The organism is Pseudomonas asuensis (assembly GCF_014646755.1).
GTDB classification, from domain to species: Bacteria; Pseudomonadota; Gammaproteobacteria; order Pseudomonadales; family Pseudomonadaceae; genus Chryseomonas; species Chryseomonas asuensis.
Genome location: NZ_BMNW01000008.1, coordinates 297,192 through 315,296 on the forward strand (window position 1 = coordinate 297,192; position 18,105 = coordinate 315,296).

Here is an 18,105-nt window from a genome sequence, read left to right on the forward strand (position 1 = left end):
GTGATATCTTTTTTAAAGCGCTGAAGGTGCCGAAGGAATGAGCAAGGCCAAGCATGATGTGGTATGGCATCAAGGAAAGGTTAGTCAACGTGAAAGGGAGGAGCTGCTGTGCCAGAATGCCTCAACCTTGTGGTTGACTGGCCTTAGCGCCGCGGGCAAATCCACTCTTGCTTTTGCATTAGAGAAAGCGCTTATCGATTTGGGTAAAGCATGTTTTGTGCTAGACGGAGACAATATCCGTCATGGCCTTAACAAAGATCTAAACTTTAGTGTCCAGGCACGCACTGAGAATATTCGCCGCGTCGCTGAAGTTGCAAAGCTGATGAATGAGGCAGGCCTGATCGTTATAACAGCTTTCATTTCTCCCTTTATTGCAGACCGTGAAAGCGCCCGGCTTATTATTGGCAAAGATTGCTTTCGTGAGGTATATATCAGTACGCCGCTCAGAGTTTGCGAAGCACGTGACCCCAAGGGGCTATATGCCAAAGCACGCAAGGGCAATCTTCAGGAGTTCACCGGACTTTCCTCACCTTATGAACCGCCAACTCGCCCCGATCTTACGCTAGATACTTCTAAGATCGCGTTCGAAACGTCGATAGCGCAACTGGTCGAGCTAGCTCTAGGGAGCCCAGTCAAGCGCTTGCAGGCCACAACACTATAACTAGTCTCACCCTAGCCGCGAGCATCCTTCGCGAGTAGGCTCTTATAGAGTTGAGCGTAAGATTCCAACATCTTGCCGCTTGAGAAAACATCTTCATAACGCTTTGCTGCTCTCTCACCCATTCTGATTGCTTGTTCAGGGTTACCCAATAAGGTCAGCATAGCTTGCCGTAAAGCGAGCGGGTCAGTTGGAGGAATCACTATTCCAGTCTCTTGATTCAAATTGATAAAACTCGTACCAGTACTGATTTCACAAGAAATCATAGGTTTTCCATACATTGCAGCTTCTAGCAACGATATACCAAAAGCCTCTGAGCGAAGATGTGATGGAAATACAAAGGCATAGCACAATGTCAGAAGAGCGGCTTTGTCCTCTTCGGACAAAAGGCCGGGAAATATAACCTTCTTTAAACCTAACTGTTTAGCCTGCTGTTTAAGTGCCTGCTCTTCGAAACCCTCCCCCGCGATCACACAAGTAATATCTGTCCTTTGAAGTGCTTGAAGGAGAAAGTTAATCCCTTTGTAATACCTAAGGGCGCCTACAAAAAGAAAAAAAGGTTCTTTTAGAACACCGCGCCAATAGGTTAGGCGCTCCACAGTAGGTTCAGGATAAGTAGCCTTATCTAAGCCATAAGGGATAACAGATACTTTTTCCCTATACCGGCGTAACACCGGGCTTGACTCTGCATAGGCTGGAGAGGACGCTACAATACTATCTACATCTCCCAAAAAACGCCTCATCAGAGGTTGATATAGTTTAAACAGCGTCTTTTGCTTAACAATGTCAGAGTGATAACTCACTACTGTAGGCCTATCAATGCGTGAAACATAGTGAGCCACATCCATGAACGGCCATGGAAAATGATAGTGCACAATGTCAGCAGCCTTCGCCAACTGAGCGAAATCACGGAAAGCTGACAATGAGAAGCCTGTCGAGGCCACATGAAAATCAAGCTTTGAGCGGTGGCTGATATGCCGACCATTCTTCTCATCACGCGTGGCGCCCTGAGAACTTAAGTAGAGAACTTCCGACTCAATACCATATTGCAGTCCACCTTCTGCAAGTTGATAAATAACCTGTTCAATACCGCCAAAGGTTTGTGGACGATAGGTTTTGAAAAAATGAAGAACTTTAATCATCTGACAGACAAAACCTTCTCGTACACCTGAACGGTTTCATTTGCGCACCGTGCCCAAGAGAACTCAGCAGCGCGCGCAAGACCTGCGATTACTGACTGCTCTCGCCATATATTATCTTCCAGACCGCGCATGAGTATGCCTGTGAAGCCATCAACATCCATTGGCTCACACATCAGGGCAGCCTCACCTGCTACCTCTGGCAATGAGGATGAGTTTGAGCAAACTACTGGAATACCAGAACTCATTGCTTCAAGTACGGGCAAACCGAAGCCTTCGTAATGGGATGGAAAGGTAAACAGGCGTGCCCCAGCGAATAACAGTGGGAGTTCACTACTAGGCAGAAACCCCAGATAACGTGCCCATCCCTCGCGCTCGGCCTCAGAGATCCGCTGCATGATGGTTTCATTTTGCCAGCCTTCGTAACCCGTTAGGATTAATGGATAACGAAGCCGTAAAGATTGGGGCAAGCGGCTATATGCGGCGAGTAACGTTTCAATATTCTTGCGCGGCTCAATTGTACTGACAAACAGGCTATAACCTTGCCACTGTAATCTGTACTTGCTTAGCAAGGGCTCTATTTCAGCGTTGGTTCTAGGGCTGAATTCGCCAGAACTGGCCAAAGGTACAGCGTGAATACGATCAAGCGGCCAAGAGAAATAGTTCGCCAACTCGCGTCGTGTGTATTCAGAATCAGTAATTAGCTCTGAGGCTGTGCGAAGCGAGTAGCTGATGCCTTTTTCCATAAAAGAAAGCAGCTGGGGCTGGTGACAATTTTTCCAGGTAAATGGTGAAAGGTCATGGAAGGTTACTACGCTAGGACCTGGGAAAGGTGGCAGGAAAAAATTGGGGCCGTGATAAAGATAGTCCCCCATCTCCTTGAGCGCTTTTCCTTTAAGATATTGGCTCAGGACGCGATAGGCCTCGATAAACAGGGTATTTTTTTGTATGGCACGTTTAACGAGATGGCTTCCTCCCGGCGTCGCCTGAGGCACAGATAGTTCCGATCGGAAAGAGCGCCCTGCAAAGAGCTTTAGGTCCTCAATAGCTGCATTTGCTTGTAGATGTCGAGCCAGTTCATAGGTGTAACGTCCTATACCCGTCAGCGGATAACGCACAGGCTCAACAGACAGAATAACCTTCATTCACGTGCCGCCAACATCCAACGTAGGGTTTCCTCTAGCGAAGGCGTGCTCCATTCGCCTATTAAAGAGCGAAGCAATGTTGAGTCGCCACACAACTTTTTGACCTCATTCGCTCGAACAAAGGCGGGATTGACTTCAACAGTTAGAGAATGAGCTGTGATGGTTTCACACAACGACAACACTTCTCTCAACGAATAAAGATTACCGGAACAAACATTAACGGTAAGTCCAGCTGACTTAACCTCTAGCAAACGACGGTAGGCTTGGACTACAGCACGTACATCGCTAAAGTCTCTCCATACATCAAGATTACCCAACTCAATGCGTTCAGCTTTGCGGATGAAATGTGAGGTAATCTTGGGGAGAAGAAAACTGGGAGCCTGCCCCTGCCCGGTATAGTTAAACGGTCTTGCAATCACAATAGGTAGGCGGTTCGTCCACAGCTTGGCCATATATTCCATAGCCAGCTTGCTTACGGCATAGTCATTAGCCGGTGCAGGTGTTGTTTGCTCATTCAGTACACCTTCTGAGGCATTGCCGTATACATTGGCGCTACTGGCAAGCAGCACGCACTCAGGCGTACAGCCCGAGGCATGAATTGCTTCCAATAGATTACGAGTACCAACCAAGTTGGTTTCGTAAAATGCATTGGCATCGCCATGAGCTACAAACGCCAAGGCCGCCAAATGGACCACGGCGTTCGGCTGGATTTCAGCCAGTACGGTGTGCAGCGCCTGGGCATCGGTTAATCTTACCTGGCGGTAATTAGGATCATCACTAGGATGCGTTCCTAGACCGAATACCTCGTATCCGTTAGCTTCCAGCTCCGCCCGCATATAACGCCCGGTGAAACCGTTCACTCCTGTAACAAGCACACGCTTACTGGCTGTGTTCATCAGAAAGAGAATCCTATCTCGTTACGACGCAGATCGGCTTCGACCATCATCTGGCATAGCTGCTCAAGCGTCGTCTTAGGTTCCCAGCCCAATACAGCCTTGGCCTTGCTGGCATCACCGATGAGCAACTCTACTTCGGCCGGACGATAGAATGCAGGATTGATGCGCACTATGGTCTTGCCAGTTTCGACATCTACAGCCACTTCATTTTCATCACTACCTTGGAAGCGCAGTTCGATATTGACGGCTTTGAATGCCATCTTTACGAAGTCGCGTACCGTTTCGGTTCTATTTGTAGCTAGAACAAACGTATCTGGTTGGTTGGCTTGCAACATGTGCCACATTCCTTCCACGTATTCCTTGGCAAAGCCCCAGTCACGCTTAGCGTCCATATTGCCGAGCTCAAGAACCTCCTGCTTACCAAGCTTGATCTTGGCAACCGAGTCAGTGATCTTACGGGTTACAAACTCGCGACCACGCAGCGGGGACTCATGGTTGAACAGAATGCCGCTCGTACCGAAAATGTCATAGGACTCTCGGTAGTTGATAGTCATCCAGTGGGCGTACAGCTTAGCAACACCATAAGGACTACGTGGGTAGAATGGTGTGGTTTCTACTTGGGGAATTTCCTGGACTTTGCCAAACATCTCCGAAGTAGAGGCTTGGTAAAAGCGAATTTTCGGATTAACGATACGAATCGCTTCCAGCAGGTTAACCGCACCCAGACCAGTGATATTTGCTGTCGTCAGCGGCTGATCAAACGACACGCCCACGAAGCTCTGCGCTGCCAAGTTGTAGACTTCTGTTGCCTCGGTGCGCTCTAGCAGACGGATACTGGAAGCCAAGTCGGTTAGGTCGTACTCAACCAAGTGCAGGTTTGGATTCTTATCAATACCCAGCTCTTCGATGCGCCAGAAATTCACTGAACTCGTACGACGGTAGGTGCCGTAAACTGTATAGCCTTTTTCCAGCAGCAGCTCTGCCAGATATGCTCCGTCTTGGCCGGTAATGCCGGTAATGATCGCTTTCATTTCTGCTCCCTTGGTAAAAACTAAACTCATTATTTCAAGACCAACCTTTTGGCATCAGGCCGTTGAGGTCAGCCTAGCTTTTATTTGTTCTGCACTCTGCTTCCATGTCAGCCATTTCATATTACTGGACGATGGATGCAAGCCGCTCTTTCTTAAATCAAGCCAAGCCTTGACCTCTTTACTCAAATCTTCGGCTTTGCTTCCTTTAAAATAATGAGCGTTATCCTCTGCGATCTCTCTAAAAACAGGAATATCCCTGGCGATGATAGGCAGTCCAAATTGGGCCGCTTCGATCAGAGGCAGGCCAAACCCTTCGCCTTTGGAGCTGAATACTAGACAAGTAGCGTTCTGGTAAATTTTTTCCAAATACTCATCGCTGATGCCTTTCAGCCAGAACAGTCTTTTTCCAAGCAACTTATGGCTCGTGATGTCATGGATAAGTTCATCAACATTCCACCCAGCCTGACCTACCAATACGAGGTTGGCCTCAATACCTTCCTGCCAGAGTCGATCAAAGGCTTTTAAGGTCTGATCGTGCCCTTTACGCGGCTCAATGGTACCCACTGATAGGAATGTCGGACATTCCTTGAGTTTGGCCAGAACCTCCGCCGCATTATCGGGAAGCCCCTTAGTCGGTATAGAATTTTCTACATCTGCACCAAGATGGAACCAGTCAATATGAAGCGGGCGGTGACGTTCTACTGGATTCTGCTTAAGCCAAGTCTCCATTTCACTAGCAACTGCACGTGAAATACACAAGAGGCCATTATTTTCAGAAATTGCCTTTAGCCAACGGCTATGAAGGTCCGCCATTGGGCCAACAAAAACCTCCGGCATCAATACAGGCAATAAGTCATAAACAACAAAGTAGACATTTACACCTGCATTACGCATAAGGCTATAAGTAGGTTGTTGCCTTAGAACCACATGATGCTGTAGATCTAAACCTAAAAATACATCCCCATTACCATACTCAATAAAACTATCAATTTCGCCGCCAAGAGCCGCATGCTCAGAAAAGTGACTAGCAATAAATTCTCGTGCGTATTTATAACCTAGTGTATCCATCGTTGCGTACACAGGTTCACTGACAAATCCTTCCGGCGGAGAATCTAAAAGTTCTTTGAGTATGCTTCTCACTACTCGCTGTATACCGCTCTTGGCATCAACGTGAACAAGCTGGGAAATATCAATAAAGAGCCTTCTCTTTTTGCTTTCCCGAAAATTACTTGCCATAGCTACTGCGCAGTGCTTTATATCATCATAAGTGGGAAACTCATCTTTTATTGTGGATATTTCATGCTCAACCAGCCGAATTAAATCTTCCTTATCAGTAGAAAATGATTCACCTTTGGCATTTGCACGAGAAATCTCTTCAAAAGCAGCCAAAGCCAGTTTTGCACTTTGATCCCATGAGAACTTTTTAATTTGCTCTACGCCATGCGCTCTTAGACGAGCACGAAACTCACCATCAGACAACGCTTCATATAGCTTTGCCTTTATTTGCTTCGCATCCAAAGGATCAAAAAGAGCCTCCTCAAGGCCTATAACTTCAGGAATACTTGATGTATTTGATCCAATAACAGGCGCGCCACAGCACATCGCCTCTAGAGCTGGCAGGCCAAACCCTTCATGCCAGGAAGGAAATATAAATGTTTTGCAGCAACCATATAAAGAAGCCAGTTCAGCATCAGTAATATAGCCAGTAAACACTAGATCTGACTCAAACAGGCCATATGATTTTGCATGGGCCTTTAAACTGGCAATATTTTCGGCAGGCATTTTACCAGCCAATACAAGCTGGTGATGTTCTCTAATACTATTTGGCAACAATGCATAGGCTTCTATAAGCCTATCTAGATTTTTTCGAGAGTCCGCCCCTCCTGTGTAAAGAACAAACTCTTTCTGAATACTGTACTTTTCAAGCAACAGATTTTTTTCGAAATCAGAGAGCTTAACCTCTGCTAAGCGTTCATCCGCTGCTGTCGATATGTTAAATATGGATGAATTAGAAAGTGATAAAACCTCGATCGCTTCCTTCATGGATGACTCTGAAATAGCTAACCAGCCTTGAGCTTTCTTCAGAGTCTCAATTCTATTTAGATAATACTCTTTATACACAGGGTATGGATCTAAATAGATATTTGAGTTTATAAAAGGAATAAGGTCATAAAGAGTTACGACAGTTGGTATTTCTCTGCTTATGCCTCCGATAGAGCAAACACAGTCATCGTAAGCTCCTTCAAACAAAGTACTTATATGCACTAAATCAGGATTTAAGCTTTTTATAAAAGCTTCTCTAAGATGCTGAGCGGCTTGCCGGCGCCATGAGGTTCCTGTAATACATTCAGCAACAGAGGAAGGCCCGTACCAAACTACTATGTTTTCTTGAGGTAATAAATCTTCAAATGCTGCCCGTATAGGCTCTATAGAGTCCTGAAGCTGGCCGTTCAAAAGAATGATTACTTCATGTTCACCTTTATTACGCACAATACCTTGCGCTAGAGATAGACTATATCTGCCTATCCCTCTAAAGCGGCTTTCAGTTTGAGCTCCTTGAAGGTCAAGCACAATACGCATTAGCGTGCTTCCTCACTGTTTTCCTGAATGGCTTTTTTCAAGCGCTGGTAGTAAATTTTTGCGCTTTCACTCAAATCCGAATCATCAGGTTCCAAGCCCTGAATAAATGAATTTGGATTAAAAGGAACTGTAACGGAAGGCTTGTTTACAAAATTATTTCCGCCAACCAAACCTGCCCCATAAGCTATATTTACTAGTTTATTATATAAACTTGGATAGCGAACCAAAAAAGATTTAGCATGCCGCTTATATTCAGAATTATTAATAACACCGCGCATTGTCTTTACAAGAATATTGCGAGCTAGCTTCTTGGTTATTACTATGAATTTTCTTGGAAAAGAAACCTCGGCCTCACCTGCAGTATCAAACTTAAGCGCCATATAACGTAGCGGGGCAGTAACCTTCCAGGAAGAACTCCCTTTAAGCTTCTCTATCTGCCCTTGATAATCTATAGCTCTTAAATACCAATTGTGCGCATTACTTAAAGACTCATTAAGCTGATGCTGAATAGAATTATTTTTCTCCTCTTGCGCCTGCAATTCATTTTTCAGACCCTCAAGGTAGTTATTTCTACTACTAACAGCCTGCAGCTCTGCCTGAAGCTCTTCAATGCTCTTTTTATAGTCTACCTGCAGGTCTTCAATGCTCTTTTTATAGATGGAAACCTGCTTGTTTATAAATTCATTCTGACTACTCAGAACCTCATCAAGCCTTTTTTCCACAGTAGTAAATTTAACATTAAATTCATTCAAAATTGCGGACTTAACTTCCTCTGCTAAACGACTCGAATCATCTTGAAGCTGCTTTAACTTATCACCTATCAAAAGTTCTTTTTCTAAACCCTCATTTAATCGGATTTCGATACTTTGAATCGTTTCCCTGATGCGAGCATCGTACTGCTGAGCAAGAAAATCCAAAGAAACGCCATATTCCTCCGCAAAAACATGGTCAAACAAACCTAGGCTCTCCGCATCACCTGCTTTTTGCGCAATAACGGCATAGTCCTGACTCACACCAGCTAAAACACTTTTTAGTCCAACAGATGCTAAGTCTTCTTCTAGATTTTCTTGCAAACGCAATAGTTTGGTACGTGCAAAGCCACTATATTCAGTCAAAAAACTAAGCAATAAATGCGGAATAGGCCGCTCATGTGTAGGGTCAAGATAAAAGTTGTTTGTCCCTACAACAATATTTTCTGCATTCGGCGTCTCAAGTATAAGCAAGCCCGCAGGCTTTAACACCCGCACTGCCTCCGTCACGATGTCCTGCAAAATAGGAAAAGGAATGTGTTCAGCAACATGAAATCCCGAAACAATAGCTTGACTACTCTCTGGTAGGGCTTTTAGTGTCTCTAGAGCGTCTCCTTGTTCTGCAGGTAGCTCTAATACACGGCAAGCCTCCAACATCCCTTCATCAAGATCGATTCCTCGAGCCTGGAAACCTTTTTCCATCAGAAGTTCAAGCCATTCACCCCGGCCACATCCTATATCAAGCGCTGAACATTCTTTATAGAGCTCCTTCAACGGCTGGATGAATGGAAGGTAGACCTCTTGCCGATTTTTGATTAGCTCTCTCGAGCCACGATAACGATCTTCGAAAGCTCGGTAAAAAGAACCACTCATCGGCTGTACTCCACTTGCGGCGGCATCCAGGTCAAGCCAACAAACTGATCTTTAGCAACATTGATTACGTTGAAGACCAATGCCAGATCACGCCATTCGTAATTAGAAACAAGGTGGGTATCATGGGCATGCAAAGCAATTGCAACTGAAAATGACCCCACCCCTAAATTAGCCAGAAATTTAAAATCGTATTGGGGCGACTCGCCGGCCTTTAGATCTTTTAGAACGCATCCTAAGTGATGTGTGTTCGTACCAAAAACCGATTGTCCTAACCGGTCTTTTATCATGTAACCCACTACCAGCTCAGGTATGTCCTGCTTGATATCAATCTTTACGCGTAGACTTACCGGCTCGCCCACAGAAGCAAATTCGATCATCTCACCCCGTGAGTTATGCAGACTGACCGAGGCGATACTAGCCTCGCCCGACCCGGAACTGGTCTGAACGGTTCCATCATCCAGTTTACGGATAGTAACTGTGGAGTTTTCTTTTTCGGCAATAATGGCGTTGTAATAGTCCATTACTTCTTCAGGTTTGCCGTCTTTAATGACGCTTCCGGCCTCAAGCAGAATTGCACGGTCACAAAGTGCCTGGATTGAGCTTCGATCGTGAGTAACGATGAGGAGTGTGGTCCCCTCTTTTTGAAACGCTTTAATGCGATCAAAACTCTTGTGCTGGAAATAAGCGTCACCGACAGAAAGCGCTTCGTCCACAATCAATATTTCTGGGCGGAACGCAGTTGCAACAGCAAATGCCACTCGCATTTGCATACCGCTGGAATAAGTACGGACCGCCTCATTGAAATACTCGCCAATTTCTGCGAATTCCTCAATGTCGGGCATGGCCTGCTGTATCTGCTCCATGGTGTACCCCATGAGTCCTGCAGCATGCAAAGCATTTTGCCGCCCCGTCAGTTCTGGATTGAAGCCCATGCCAAGCTCGAGAATGGCCGCTATGCGGCCATTAACTTGAACGCTTCCCTCGGTCGGCTGAAGCGTACCAGTGATCATTTTGAGCAAGGTCGATTTACCGGCACCATTCTGCCCAACAATACCAATAGCCTTTCCAGGCTCAATGGAAAAATCGATATTTCGTAAAACCCAATGCTCCTCACTAGGCTTTACCGACAAACCAAACCAACGAGCGAAGCGTTGCCATTCAGAAGCATAACGGCGATAGGCCTTACCAAGCTGAGTAACAGTCATAAGGCTCATAGTGCGTCCACCATCTCTGGAGAAGCCCGACGGAACAGGAACAGTCCGAAAAGTAAAAGACCAATCGCAATGGCTCCAGTAATGACTATGTGTTGTAAGTCCGGCGAAGTGGAATAAACGAGCACATCATGATAAGCCGTCACAACGGGATACATGGGGTTGCTCTCGATAGCGCCTTTCAACTCGACAGGAATGATATTTAGCGGGTAAACGATTGGAGTGAACCAGAACAATACCTGCAGCACGATAGGGACGACCTGACCGATGTCCCGCACAAAGACGTTGAGTACACCTAGAATAAGTCCGATACCAACCCCAAGCGCAACAACGATTAATGTTAGGGGGGCTAGCCAGAGCATTTCGAGTCCCGGCATATGCCCAAGGATCGCGAATACAACCAGCATCGAGACGAGTAGTAGCATATTGTTAAGTAAGCAGGAACCGACCACTATCACCGGCAATGTAATGCGCGGAAAGCGCATTTTTTTCATCAGGTTGCCTTGTTCAATGAAAACCGTTAGACAGCGTCCAATGATTTCAGAGAATAGGTTCCATGCGAGAATTCCTGCCATGAGGTAAATGGCGTAAGCGTACTTGCTCTCGATGCCTGGCAGCTTGGCAGCTAATACATTGGACAGGATGACAGCATAGATCGCCACCTGAGCCAATGGATGGATAATCATCCATAGCCCGCCGAGTCGACTACGAGCAAAGCGGGTAACGAATTCGTTTTTTATTGAGGAGATAACAAATCCCCGATAAGCCCAAAGACTTCTCAATAAACCAAACATTTATACCTCTGCTTAGTCATGAGCGGTCTAACAGAGCCGCTCATGGAATGACTATTAGTTAGTCAGGTTAACCGTCAGCACGCCCATAAATATCTTGAAAGCGCACAATGTCATCTTCGCCGAGATAGTCACCGCTCTGCACTTCGATCATCACCAGATCGATAACACCAGGGTTTTCCAAGCGATGCTTATGGCCAGCAGAGATAAAGGTGGACTCATTGGTATTGAGCATGAACTCACGGTCATCGTTGAAGACACGAGCCATACCAGTAACTACAATCCAATGCTCGCTACGGTGATGATGCATCTGTAGGGATAAGGATGCGCCTGGCTTGACGACGATCCGCTTAATCTTGAAGCGTTCGCCCTCTTCCAAAGTGGTGTAGGAGCCCCAGGGACGGTGCACGGTGCGATGCAGCAGATGCGCTTCGTGACCCGAACTCTTGAGCTGGCTGACAATGTGCTTAACGTCCTGCGCATGGTCCTTGTGTGCAATCAAGACTGCATCAGGCGTATCGATGACCAGCAAGTCCTGCACGCCGACCAGTGCCGCCAAACGCTCAGGGCTGTTCACATAGTTATTGGTAGCCTTGTGCGCCAGCACTTCACCTTCGAAGCGATTGCCGTCATTATTGGACTGTGTCAGCTCGCTCATGGCATTCCAGGAACCAATATCGCTCCAGCCAATATCACATGGGATGACAGCAACCTTTTCAGAGCGCTCCATGAGTGCATAGTCGATAGAAATATCAGGCACCCTGCCAAAAGCATCGGCTTCCAATGTGACATAGCGGTTTTGACCACTTTCCGCGACACGAGACTGATCTAGCGTCGCGTGAACTTCTGCCATAACCTCAGGAGCATAACGACGCAGTTCGCTAAGCAGCGAGCCTACCTCAAAACAGAACATGCCCGAGTTCCAGAAATAGTTGCCTGCTTCAACATATTGCTTAGCGGTTTCCAGATCTGGCTTCTCAACGAAGCGATTAACTTTCAACCCGCCTTCAAGCGGCTTGTCTGGATTGGCATCAATATAGCCATAACCGGTTTCGGGGTATTGCGACTGAATACCAAATGTCACGAGCCATCCCTGGGCGGCCAGGATCTTGGCTTTTTCTACGGCGGCAGTGAAGGCAGCTTCGTTCTGGATCAGATGATCGGCAGCCAGAACCAGCATCAGCGCTTCAGCGCCATGGGCTTGCTCAACCTGCAAGGCAGCAGCGGCTACAGCGGCGGCGGTATTACGGCCAAACGGCTCAAGAATAAAGCTTTGAGCAAGCTCTTTACGGCCTACAAGACGGTATTCGTCTTCGGTTTTGAAAAAGAGGTCGCGATTGGTGACAGTAAGCACCTCGGTAACATCACCAAGGCTTGCTGCTCTTTTAAACGTTTTACGTATAAGGTTTTCACCATCCGGGAGGGGCATGAATGGTTTGGGATGGGTTTCACGAGAGACAGGCCACAGGCGGCTTCCCACCCCTCCGGCCATGATGACAGGAATTAATTTCATTAGAACCATTACCTTGGATTTATAAAGGCCGTCCAGTCACCGGGACAGGCCAGAGAAGAGCTCAAACCGCCTAGATGATAATGCTTTTAATCTAAACCCGTCAGGAGCGGCGAATAGAGGATTGGATTACCTCATTAAGCCCCCAACGAACTAGACGCAAGAGACATCCCATAATGATTACAGTTTCTAAGGAGCTAAGTCACTCAACTTGATAGGAAGAGACAGGATTGGTTAATACAAAGAAACCAGACGATATTAATAAGCCATCATCTTGATTAATATCTGCATCGAGATTTAGTTTCTAAGGCTATTTACCATGGCTACCTAGCGTGATTCTCTTTAAACAGAAACGGGCAAATTCTGCCTGTTGCATGCTCCAGAACGTGCATCTATAAAGAAGGCGGAAGATCAGCAGCGACTCAACTAGCCAATGAAACGGCCGCGGCTCGCAGATTACGAGCCTTTGTTATCTCTATAGCCATTAGGCAAACCAAGAATGTTTAGCGTCAGCGTGTGATAACAAGGGGCATTCCCACGTTAGTTTTTACGCAATCGATCCAGAATCTTTTGCGTCTCTCTATCCGCCTTGGCCTCGCTCGAAAGCTCCTTAGCCAAAATGCTCAGGACAAGCAACAGGTTTCCACGGCTCTCTTCGCCTAGCACCTCCCACTCATCAATCAGCGTTTCAAAGAGTAAGGCGCCTGTCATTGATGGGCTGAAATCCGGTAACTCGCCAGAATCAATCGCACGGGTAACGATAGCAATCAGCTCTTTTTCGTTCATCAACAGCTCTCACGATGTTCGGACGGACCCTTTAGAGTCTAATAGACAGCCGTCGTCTAAAACAAAAAGGCCCGCATAAGCAGGCCTTAACGGGAGTACCTGGGCTATTCAGAGGCACTGGTTTCTACTAGGGATGTCAACGCTAGCCTCTTGGCCGAGGCAATATCTGCCTTGCCGGAACCTAGCTTGGGCAGTGCTTCGACCTGTACCCAGGTCGAAGGCAGCATGAGTGGGTTATGACCAGCTTCAAGCATGCGTTTTTCCAGCACGCCCGTTTCTAAGGGCTGCTCATGAAGAATGACAATGCGCTCGCCCTTCTTGGCATCCGGCACGTTGACAGCCATGACTTCAATTTCAGGGTTATCGATCAGCTTGATAAGAGCCTGTTCGACAGAGCCCAAGCTAACCATTTCACCACCAATTTTCGCAAACCGTGAGTAACGATCGACGATAGTCAGGAAACCATCTTCATCTAACCGGCCCTTGTCACCCGTCACGTACCAGCGCACGCCGTCAAGCTCATGAATGGCACTCGCTGTCTTGGCAGGGTTATTCAGATAGCCCTGCATCACTTGAGGGCCGCCGATAAGGATCATGCCCTCCTGGCCTGTAGGTAGTTCTTCAAAGCTTTCTGGATCAACAATCTTGAGACTGGTGCCTGGCAGCGGCATCCCTACCGTGCCCTGCTTACCGCCGCACTGCACCTGCATGTAGGCCACATCGATGGCGTCCGGCAGGTTAACCGACGCTACAGGAGCCGTTTCAGTTGCACCGTAGCCTTCATAGATCTCCTTGTTGAACTTGAGCTTGAAGGACTCACGTACGTCATCACTGAGCTTTTCAGCTCCCGCCACGATAATACGAAGGCTGTCCAGCATGAGCGGGTGCACCTTGCGGTTACGCGTAAAAAGCCGCAGGAAGGTAGATGTGCCGCACATGATGGTTGCACGGTATGTCGTGACAGCCTTGGCAATGCCCATGACATCGGTCGGGTCTGCATGGCAGACCATGGGGAGCCCTTCGATCAATGGCAGGAATTGTGTAACCGTCAAACCAAACGCATGGAACAGCGGCAGCGAGGCCATGACAACATCGTCATTTTCAGTGTTAAGCACATCGGATGTCTGCTTCAGGTTCGCCATGATATTGCGATGGCTGAGCATGACCCCTTTAGGCGCTCCCTCACTGCCGCTAGAGAACAGAATGGCCGCTGTTGCCTCAGGATTGTGAGCGCGGCTAAGCAATGGGCGTAGCGCCCAGGCCGGCAATAGACGGATCGCTAGCCAAGTTGCCATAAGCTCAGTCTTACTGAACTCCTGCCGCATATCTTCCAGATAAACAACCCGGCGCCCTTCCAGCACTGCCTTGACTGGCAAGCCACGCTGCTCGAGCTTTTCTACAAATCGTTTTGAACTGTAGACCGTCTGGATGCCAGCCTGCTCCAGCGCTGAGCGTAGGGCTTCCTGACTTGCCGTATAGTTGAGGTTGACCAGCGTCTTGCCAGCCAGCAGGGTTGCCATGTTGGCCAATACGCCACCGGCACTGGTCGGTAGCAACAGCCCTACGTTCTGCTCGGGGCTGAGCTTGGTGATACGCCGCGCCATGGCACTACTGGCTGCTAACGCCTGAGCCGCCTTCATTGGCTTACCGAGGCTATCGGCAATCGCCAACTGACCGCTGCGGCGCTTGACGGTTTCGATCCAGGCATCGGCCAGGGTTGGCAGGTCTTCCATATAGATCTGCCAGGAGCGAATGGTCTGGTCGAATATCCGGCGCTTGAGAACATCGGCAGGCGTGTCTTTGGGCAAGGTCTTGCCAAAGGCGACGACTACAGAGCGATGAAGCGCTGAGTCGCGTAATTCCTTCAGCTTGCTGGAGGAACGAGAGAACTGACTGCCCCACAAACCACGCAGGTAGAACGGAACGATGAGAACATCATCATTGGCTTTTTCGCAGGCCCGCTCATATCCTTTACGGAACTCACCTAACTGGCCATTGCGACTGATAGCCCCCTCAGGGAACAGGCAGACCACTTCGCCCGCGTTAAGCAGTTCTGCTACCTGCTCCAATGCTTGGGCAGCCCCTGCACCCGGCTGAATTGGAATACAGCCCAGGGATTTGAAGAACCACCGCATGAACCATAGGTTATAAATATTCTTGAGCATCACGAAGCGGACAGGTCGAGGGCAGGCAATCTGTACGATCGCCCAGTCAATCCAGCTGATGTGGTTGCCCAGCAGTAATACGCCGCCCTGTGCGGGCAGATTTTGCAGGCCATGTACCTCTACCTTGTAATGGCGGGTCATGAAAAAGCCGAGCAGAAAGCGCACCAGACTTTGCGGCAGCTTGCCTACGGTATAAGCACCCCCTACTAGCGCAACCAGAGCAATCAGCCCCAGCAGATAACGACTATCAACACCGGCCAGTGCAAAGACTGCTGTCAGGATCAGGAAACCCAGCATGGCCAGATTCTGGATCCAGTTGCTGGCCGCCAATACTGTTCCCAGCTCTTTCTCAGGCGCATGGAACTGAATCAACGCGTTGAGTGGCACGATGAACAGCCCGCCCATGACCCCGATAAAAATGAAGTTAAGTGCGTGAGAAAGCGGTGAATCCAACAGCAGCAAGCCGCCTAGCCCTATGGCGATCCCCAGTGCCCCTAGCGGAACAAGTCCTGTCTCGATCCGGTTGCGTGACAGGCCACTCGCCAGAGCTGACCCGAGCGCAATACCGATGCCGCTACACGCCAGGATGCCCTGCACAACAAGAGCGTTATCAACGCCCAAACTGTCTTTGGCGTAGGACGGAAACGCTGCCAGCATGACTTGGCCTACCGACCAAAATGTTGCCAAGCCAACAATAGCCAGGCGAATAGCTGATTGCGCTTTGACCGTTTGCAGGTTTGCTACAGCGGCACGACCATGAAGGTAATCCTGCCAATTGAACGGGCGGCTAGACGCTGGCGCTTCCTTGGTAGGCAGGCAATAGAGCAGTGCCAGCTCAATGACGCTATTTATCACCAGCAGCCATCCGAGCGGCGCGATATCCCGTAGCATCTCATCAGCGGTTTTCGATTCGGCAGAAAGACTGTTTTCAAAGAGTGCTGTAAAGACAAACGTCCCGGCTAAAATTGCCACAATCGAGACGGCCTGAACCAGACCATTGGCCTCTGCGAGCCGCGCCTTTCCAAATAGGGTCTTGATATAGCCGTATTTGGCTGGCGAATAAAAGGTAGCCTGCACCGCCAACAGCAGGGTCATGGCAAAAGCCAGCCAGAACCAACCGGCATAATACGACCAGGTGATCAGCCCGGTGATAGCAACAGCTGCCCAGGCAGACATCCGCATGACCGATAGCTTGCGAAAGGTATCCGCGACGTAGCCGGAAGGACTGAATAGTAAAATGAATGGCAAAAGCATCAGCCCGTTCACCAAGGCCGTCAGCACCACCTGAGTAGAGCCGTCATAAATTTTGAAGACGGTATTTTGAATAATGATTTTGTGGCCCAGATCGACGAATGCGTTCAGAAAGATCGCGATCAGATAAGGCCAGGCGCCCGATAGCCGGTGCAGTTTGTCCATAACAAGTCTCTGAAACGGGATGGAAGTGCAGGCAGACTGCCGGGGCGCTTCAGAATCCACAACTAAAATGCAAAACGTAGCGTTAAAGGATGTTTAAGGTATTATTTCTCGATACTTTTAGCTGTTACTGCTTACTCCTTTCGAGGTGCCAAGATGGCCCAAGTTTCTTCCCTGATCGATACCCTTAAAAAACAGCTTAAAGCACACGGCAAGACCTATGCAGATGTGGCAGCAGCACTTGACCTGAGTGAAGCCTCGGTCAAACGCCTGTTCGCCGACGAGAGCTTTACCCTGCAGCGCCTAGCGCTCGTATGCAATGTGATCAACATGGACATTACTGAACTCGTCCAGGCTATGTCCGTGCAGCAGCGACAAACCGATGAACTGAGTGAGGCTCAGGAGCAGGAGATTGCCAGTGATGGCCTGCTCCTGCTCGTGGCCGTATGCGTAATCAACGGCTATAGCTTTACCAACATTATTGAGCAGTATCAGCTAACAACCGCCGAATGCACCCGATTACTGGTACGGCTGGATCGCTTGAAGCTCATCGAGTTGTTACCCAATAACCGTATCAAGCTATTGATAAGCCGAAACTTCCGCTGGCGTCCAGGCGGACCAATTCAGCAGCTTTTTCAGGAGCAGGTTGCCAAGGACTTCTTTCATTCACGCTTTGAAGGCGAATCAGAACAGCTTTTGGTGTTCAACGGCCTGCTGTCACGGGCCGGAAATAGGCAATGGCAGCAAAAGCTTCAACGCCTAGGAAGAAAGTTCAACAACTTGTGCGCGGAGGAAGCAGACCTGCCGATAGAGCAACGTTTTGGCACTACGACCGTACTGGCGGTACGACAATGGCGATATGGTTTATTTGAGCGCTATAGCAAGCGCTCCGCCCAAGAGAAAAAGCCTGCTACATAAGCGGCTTCGATAGTTTCTACCTTATTTCTCAAGTCTGATGTAAAAGCTTGGCCGTTTTATGGGCAAGTTCAAATATTAAAGACTTGGATATGGTTAATCCCGACTACAACTTGACGTCTACCCTTGGCTTTCTAGACTTGCCGATGGCGCTCTGAAATCGTCTGTATTGTTTAGTGCCATCTATAAGGGTCACTGCTTTTAGGATCGACCCGCCACTTCGTCAGAGAAACTCTGATTTAC

At 48.3% G+C, this 18,105-nt stretch carries 13 protein-coding genes; 2 read left to right on the top strand and 11 right to left on the bottom strand.

Translation table 11 applies throughout. The features are described 5' to 3' along the window. The first annotated feature begins 37 nt into the window (after positions 1 to 37). Complete coding sequence (gene cysC / locus IEX86_RS18040) at positions 38 to 661, top strand: adenylyl-sulfate kinase (RefSeq protein ID WP_188867523.1); 624 nt, start codon at positions 38 to 40, stop codon at positions 659 to 661. Positions 662 to 672: 11 nt separating this feature from the next. On the opposite strand, the gene IEX86_RS18045 is transcribed toward cysC, so the two are convergent. From IEX86_RS18045 to IEX86_RS18095, 11 genes are all read right to left on the bottom strand, one after another. Then, positions 673 to 1,800 (bottom strand): glycosyltransferase family 4 protein, encoded by a 1,128-nt coding sequence (locus IEX86_RS18045; RefSeq protein WP_188867524.1) that lies wholly within the window; start codon positions 1,798 to 1,800, stop codon positions 673 to 675. Continuing rightward, positions 1,797 to 2,942, bottom strand: a complete 1,146-nt coding sequence (locus tag IEX86_RS18050) for a glycosyltransferase family 4 protein (RefSeq protein ID WP_188867525.1) — start codon at positions 2,940 to 2,942, stop codon at positions 1,797 to 1,799. Before IEX86_RS18050 ends, IEX86_RS18045 begins: the two co-directional genes overlap by 4 nt. Further along, positions 2,939 to 3,838: a GDP-mannose 4,6-dehydratase gene (locus tag IEX86_RS18055; protein ID WP_188867526.1), complete on the bottom strand. Its 900-nt coding sequence runs from the start codon at positions 3,836 to 3,838 to the stop codon at positions 2,939 to 2,941. The genes IEX86_RS18050 and IEX86_RS18055 overlap by 4 nt, the downstream gene beginning before the upstream one ends. Beyond that, positions 3,838 to 4,869, bottom strand: coding sequence for a GDP-mannose 4,6-dehydratase (gene gmd, locus IEX86_RS18060; RefSeq protein ID WP_188867527.1), 1,032 nt, complete (start codon positions 4,867 to 4,869; stop codon positions 3,838 to 3,840). The genes IEX86_RS18055 and gmd overlap by 1 nt, the downstream gene beginning before the upstream one ends. A gap of 54 nt (positions 4,870 to 4,923) precedes the next feature. Continuing rightward, a complete protein-coding gene (locus tag IEX86_RS18065) occupies positions 4,924 to 7,449 on the bottom strand; it encodes a glycosyltransferase family 4 protein (RefSeq protein ID WP_188867528.1) in 2,526 nt (841 codons plus the stop codon). Further along, positions 7,449 to 9,071, bottom strand: coding sequence for a class I SAM-dependent methyltransferase (locus tag IEX86_RS18070; RefSeq protein WP_188867529.1), 1,623 nt, complete (start codon positions 9,069 to 9,071; stop codon positions 7,449 to 7,451). Before IEX86_RS18070 ends, IEX86_RS18065 begins: the two co-directional genes overlap by 1 nt. Further along, on the bottom strand, positions 9,068 to 10,285 hold the full coding sequence (locus IEX86_RS18075) for an ABC transporter ATP-binding protein (protein WP_188867530.1): 1,218 nt from the start codon (positions 10,283 to 10,285) through the stop codon (positions 9,068 to 9,070). The genes IEX86_RS18070 and IEX86_RS18075 overlap by 4 nt, the downstream gene beginning before the upstream one ends. Next, positions 10,282 to 11,076, bottom strand: a complete 795-nt coding sequence (locus tag IEX86_RS18080; protein WP_188867531.1) for an ABC transporter permease — start codon at positions 11,074 to 11,076, stop codon at positions 10,282 to 10,284. Before IEX86_RS18080 ends, IEX86_RS18075 begins: the two co-directional genes overlap by 4 nt. A 67-nt stretch (positions 11,077 to 11,143) precedes the next feature. Continuing rightward, positions 11,144 to 12,586: a mannose-1-phosphate guanylyltransferase/mannose-6-phosphate isomerase gene (locus tag IEX86_RS18085; protein WP_188867532.1), complete on the bottom strand. Its 1,443-nt coding sequence runs from the start codon at positions 12,584 to 12,586 to the stop codon at positions 11,144 to 11,146. A 537-nt stretch (positions 12,587 to 13,123) separates the two neighbouring features. Further along, positions 13,124 to 13,369 (bottom strand): hypothetical protein, encoded by a 246-nt coding sequence (locus IEX86_RS18090; RefSeq protein WP_188867533.1) that lies wholly within the window; start codon positions 13,367 to 13,369, stop codon positions 13,124 to 13,126. 104 nt (positions 13,370 to 13,473) lie between these two features. Continuing rightward, on the bottom strand, positions 13,474 to 16,950 hold the full coding sequence (locus tag IEX86_RS18095; RefSeq protein WP_188867534.1) for an acyl-[ACP]--phospholipid O-acyltransferase: 3,477 nt from the start codon (positions 16,948 to 16,950) through the stop codon (positions 13,474 to 13,476). A 153-nt stretch (positions 16,951 to 17,103) separates the two neighbouring features. Here IEX86_RS18095 and IEX86_RS18100 point away from each other — a divergent pair, with 153 nt between their 5' ends. Then, complete coding sequence (locus tag IEX86_RS18100) at positions 17,104 to 17,865, top strand: helix-turn-helix domain-containing protein (RefSeq protein WP_188867535.1); 762 nt, start codon at positions 17,104 to 17,106, stop codon at positions 17,863 to 17,865. Positions 17,866 to 18,105: the final 240 nt, after the last annotated feature.

Coding starts and splice junctions, on each gene's coding strand:
- cysC (WP_188867523.1), top strand. CDS start 38: ATGAGCAAGGCCAAGCATGATGTGGTATGGCATCAAGGAAAGGTTAGT.
- IEX86_RS18045 (WP_188867524.1), bottom strand. CDS start 1,800: ATGATTAAAGTTCTTCATTTTTTCAAAACCTATCGTCCACAAACCTTT.
- IEX86_RS18050 (WP_188867525.1), bottom strand. CDS start 2,942: ATGAAGGTTATTCTGTCTGTTGAGCCTGTGCGTTATCCGCTGACGGGT.
- IEX86_RS18055 (WP_188867526.1), bottom strand. CDS start 3,838: ATGAACACAGCCAGTAAGCGTGTGCTTGTTACAGGAGTGAACGGTTTC.
- gmd (WP_188867527.1), bottom strand. CDS start 4,869: ATGAAAGCGATCATTACCGGCATTACCGGCCAAGACGGAGCATATCTG.
- IEX86_RS18065 (WP_188867528.1), bottom strand. CDS start 7,449: ATGCGTATTGTGCTTGACCTTCAAGGAGCTCAAACTGAAAGCCGCTTT.
- IEX86_RS18070 (WP_188867529.1), bottom strand. CDS start 9,071: ATGAGTGGTTCTTTTTACCGAGCTTTCGAAGATCGTTATCGTGGCTCG.
- IEX86_RS18075 (WP_188867530.1), bottom strand. CDS start 10,285: ATGAGCCTTATGACTGTTACTCAGCTTGGTAAGGCCTATCGCCGTTAT.
- IEX86_RS18080 (WP_188867531.1), bottom strand. CDS start 11,076: ATGTTTGGTTTATTGAGAAGTCTTTGGGCTTATCGGGGATTTGTTATC.
- IEX86_RS18085 (WP_188867532.1), bottom strand. CDS start 12,586: ATGAAATTAATTCCTGTCATCATGGCCGGAGGGGTGGGAAGCCGCCTG.
- IEX86_RS18090 (WP_188867533.1), bottom strand. CDS start 13,369: ATGAACGAAAAAGAGCTGATTGCTATCGTTACCCGTGCGATTGATTCT.
- IEX86_RS18095 (WP_188867534.1), bottom strand. CDS start 16,950: ATGGACAAACTGCACCGGCTATCGGGCGCCTGGCCTTATCTGATCGCG.
- IEX86_RS18100 (WP_188867535.1), top strand. CDS start 17,104: ATGGCCCAAGTTTCTTCCCTGATCGATACCCTTAAAAAACAGCTTAAA.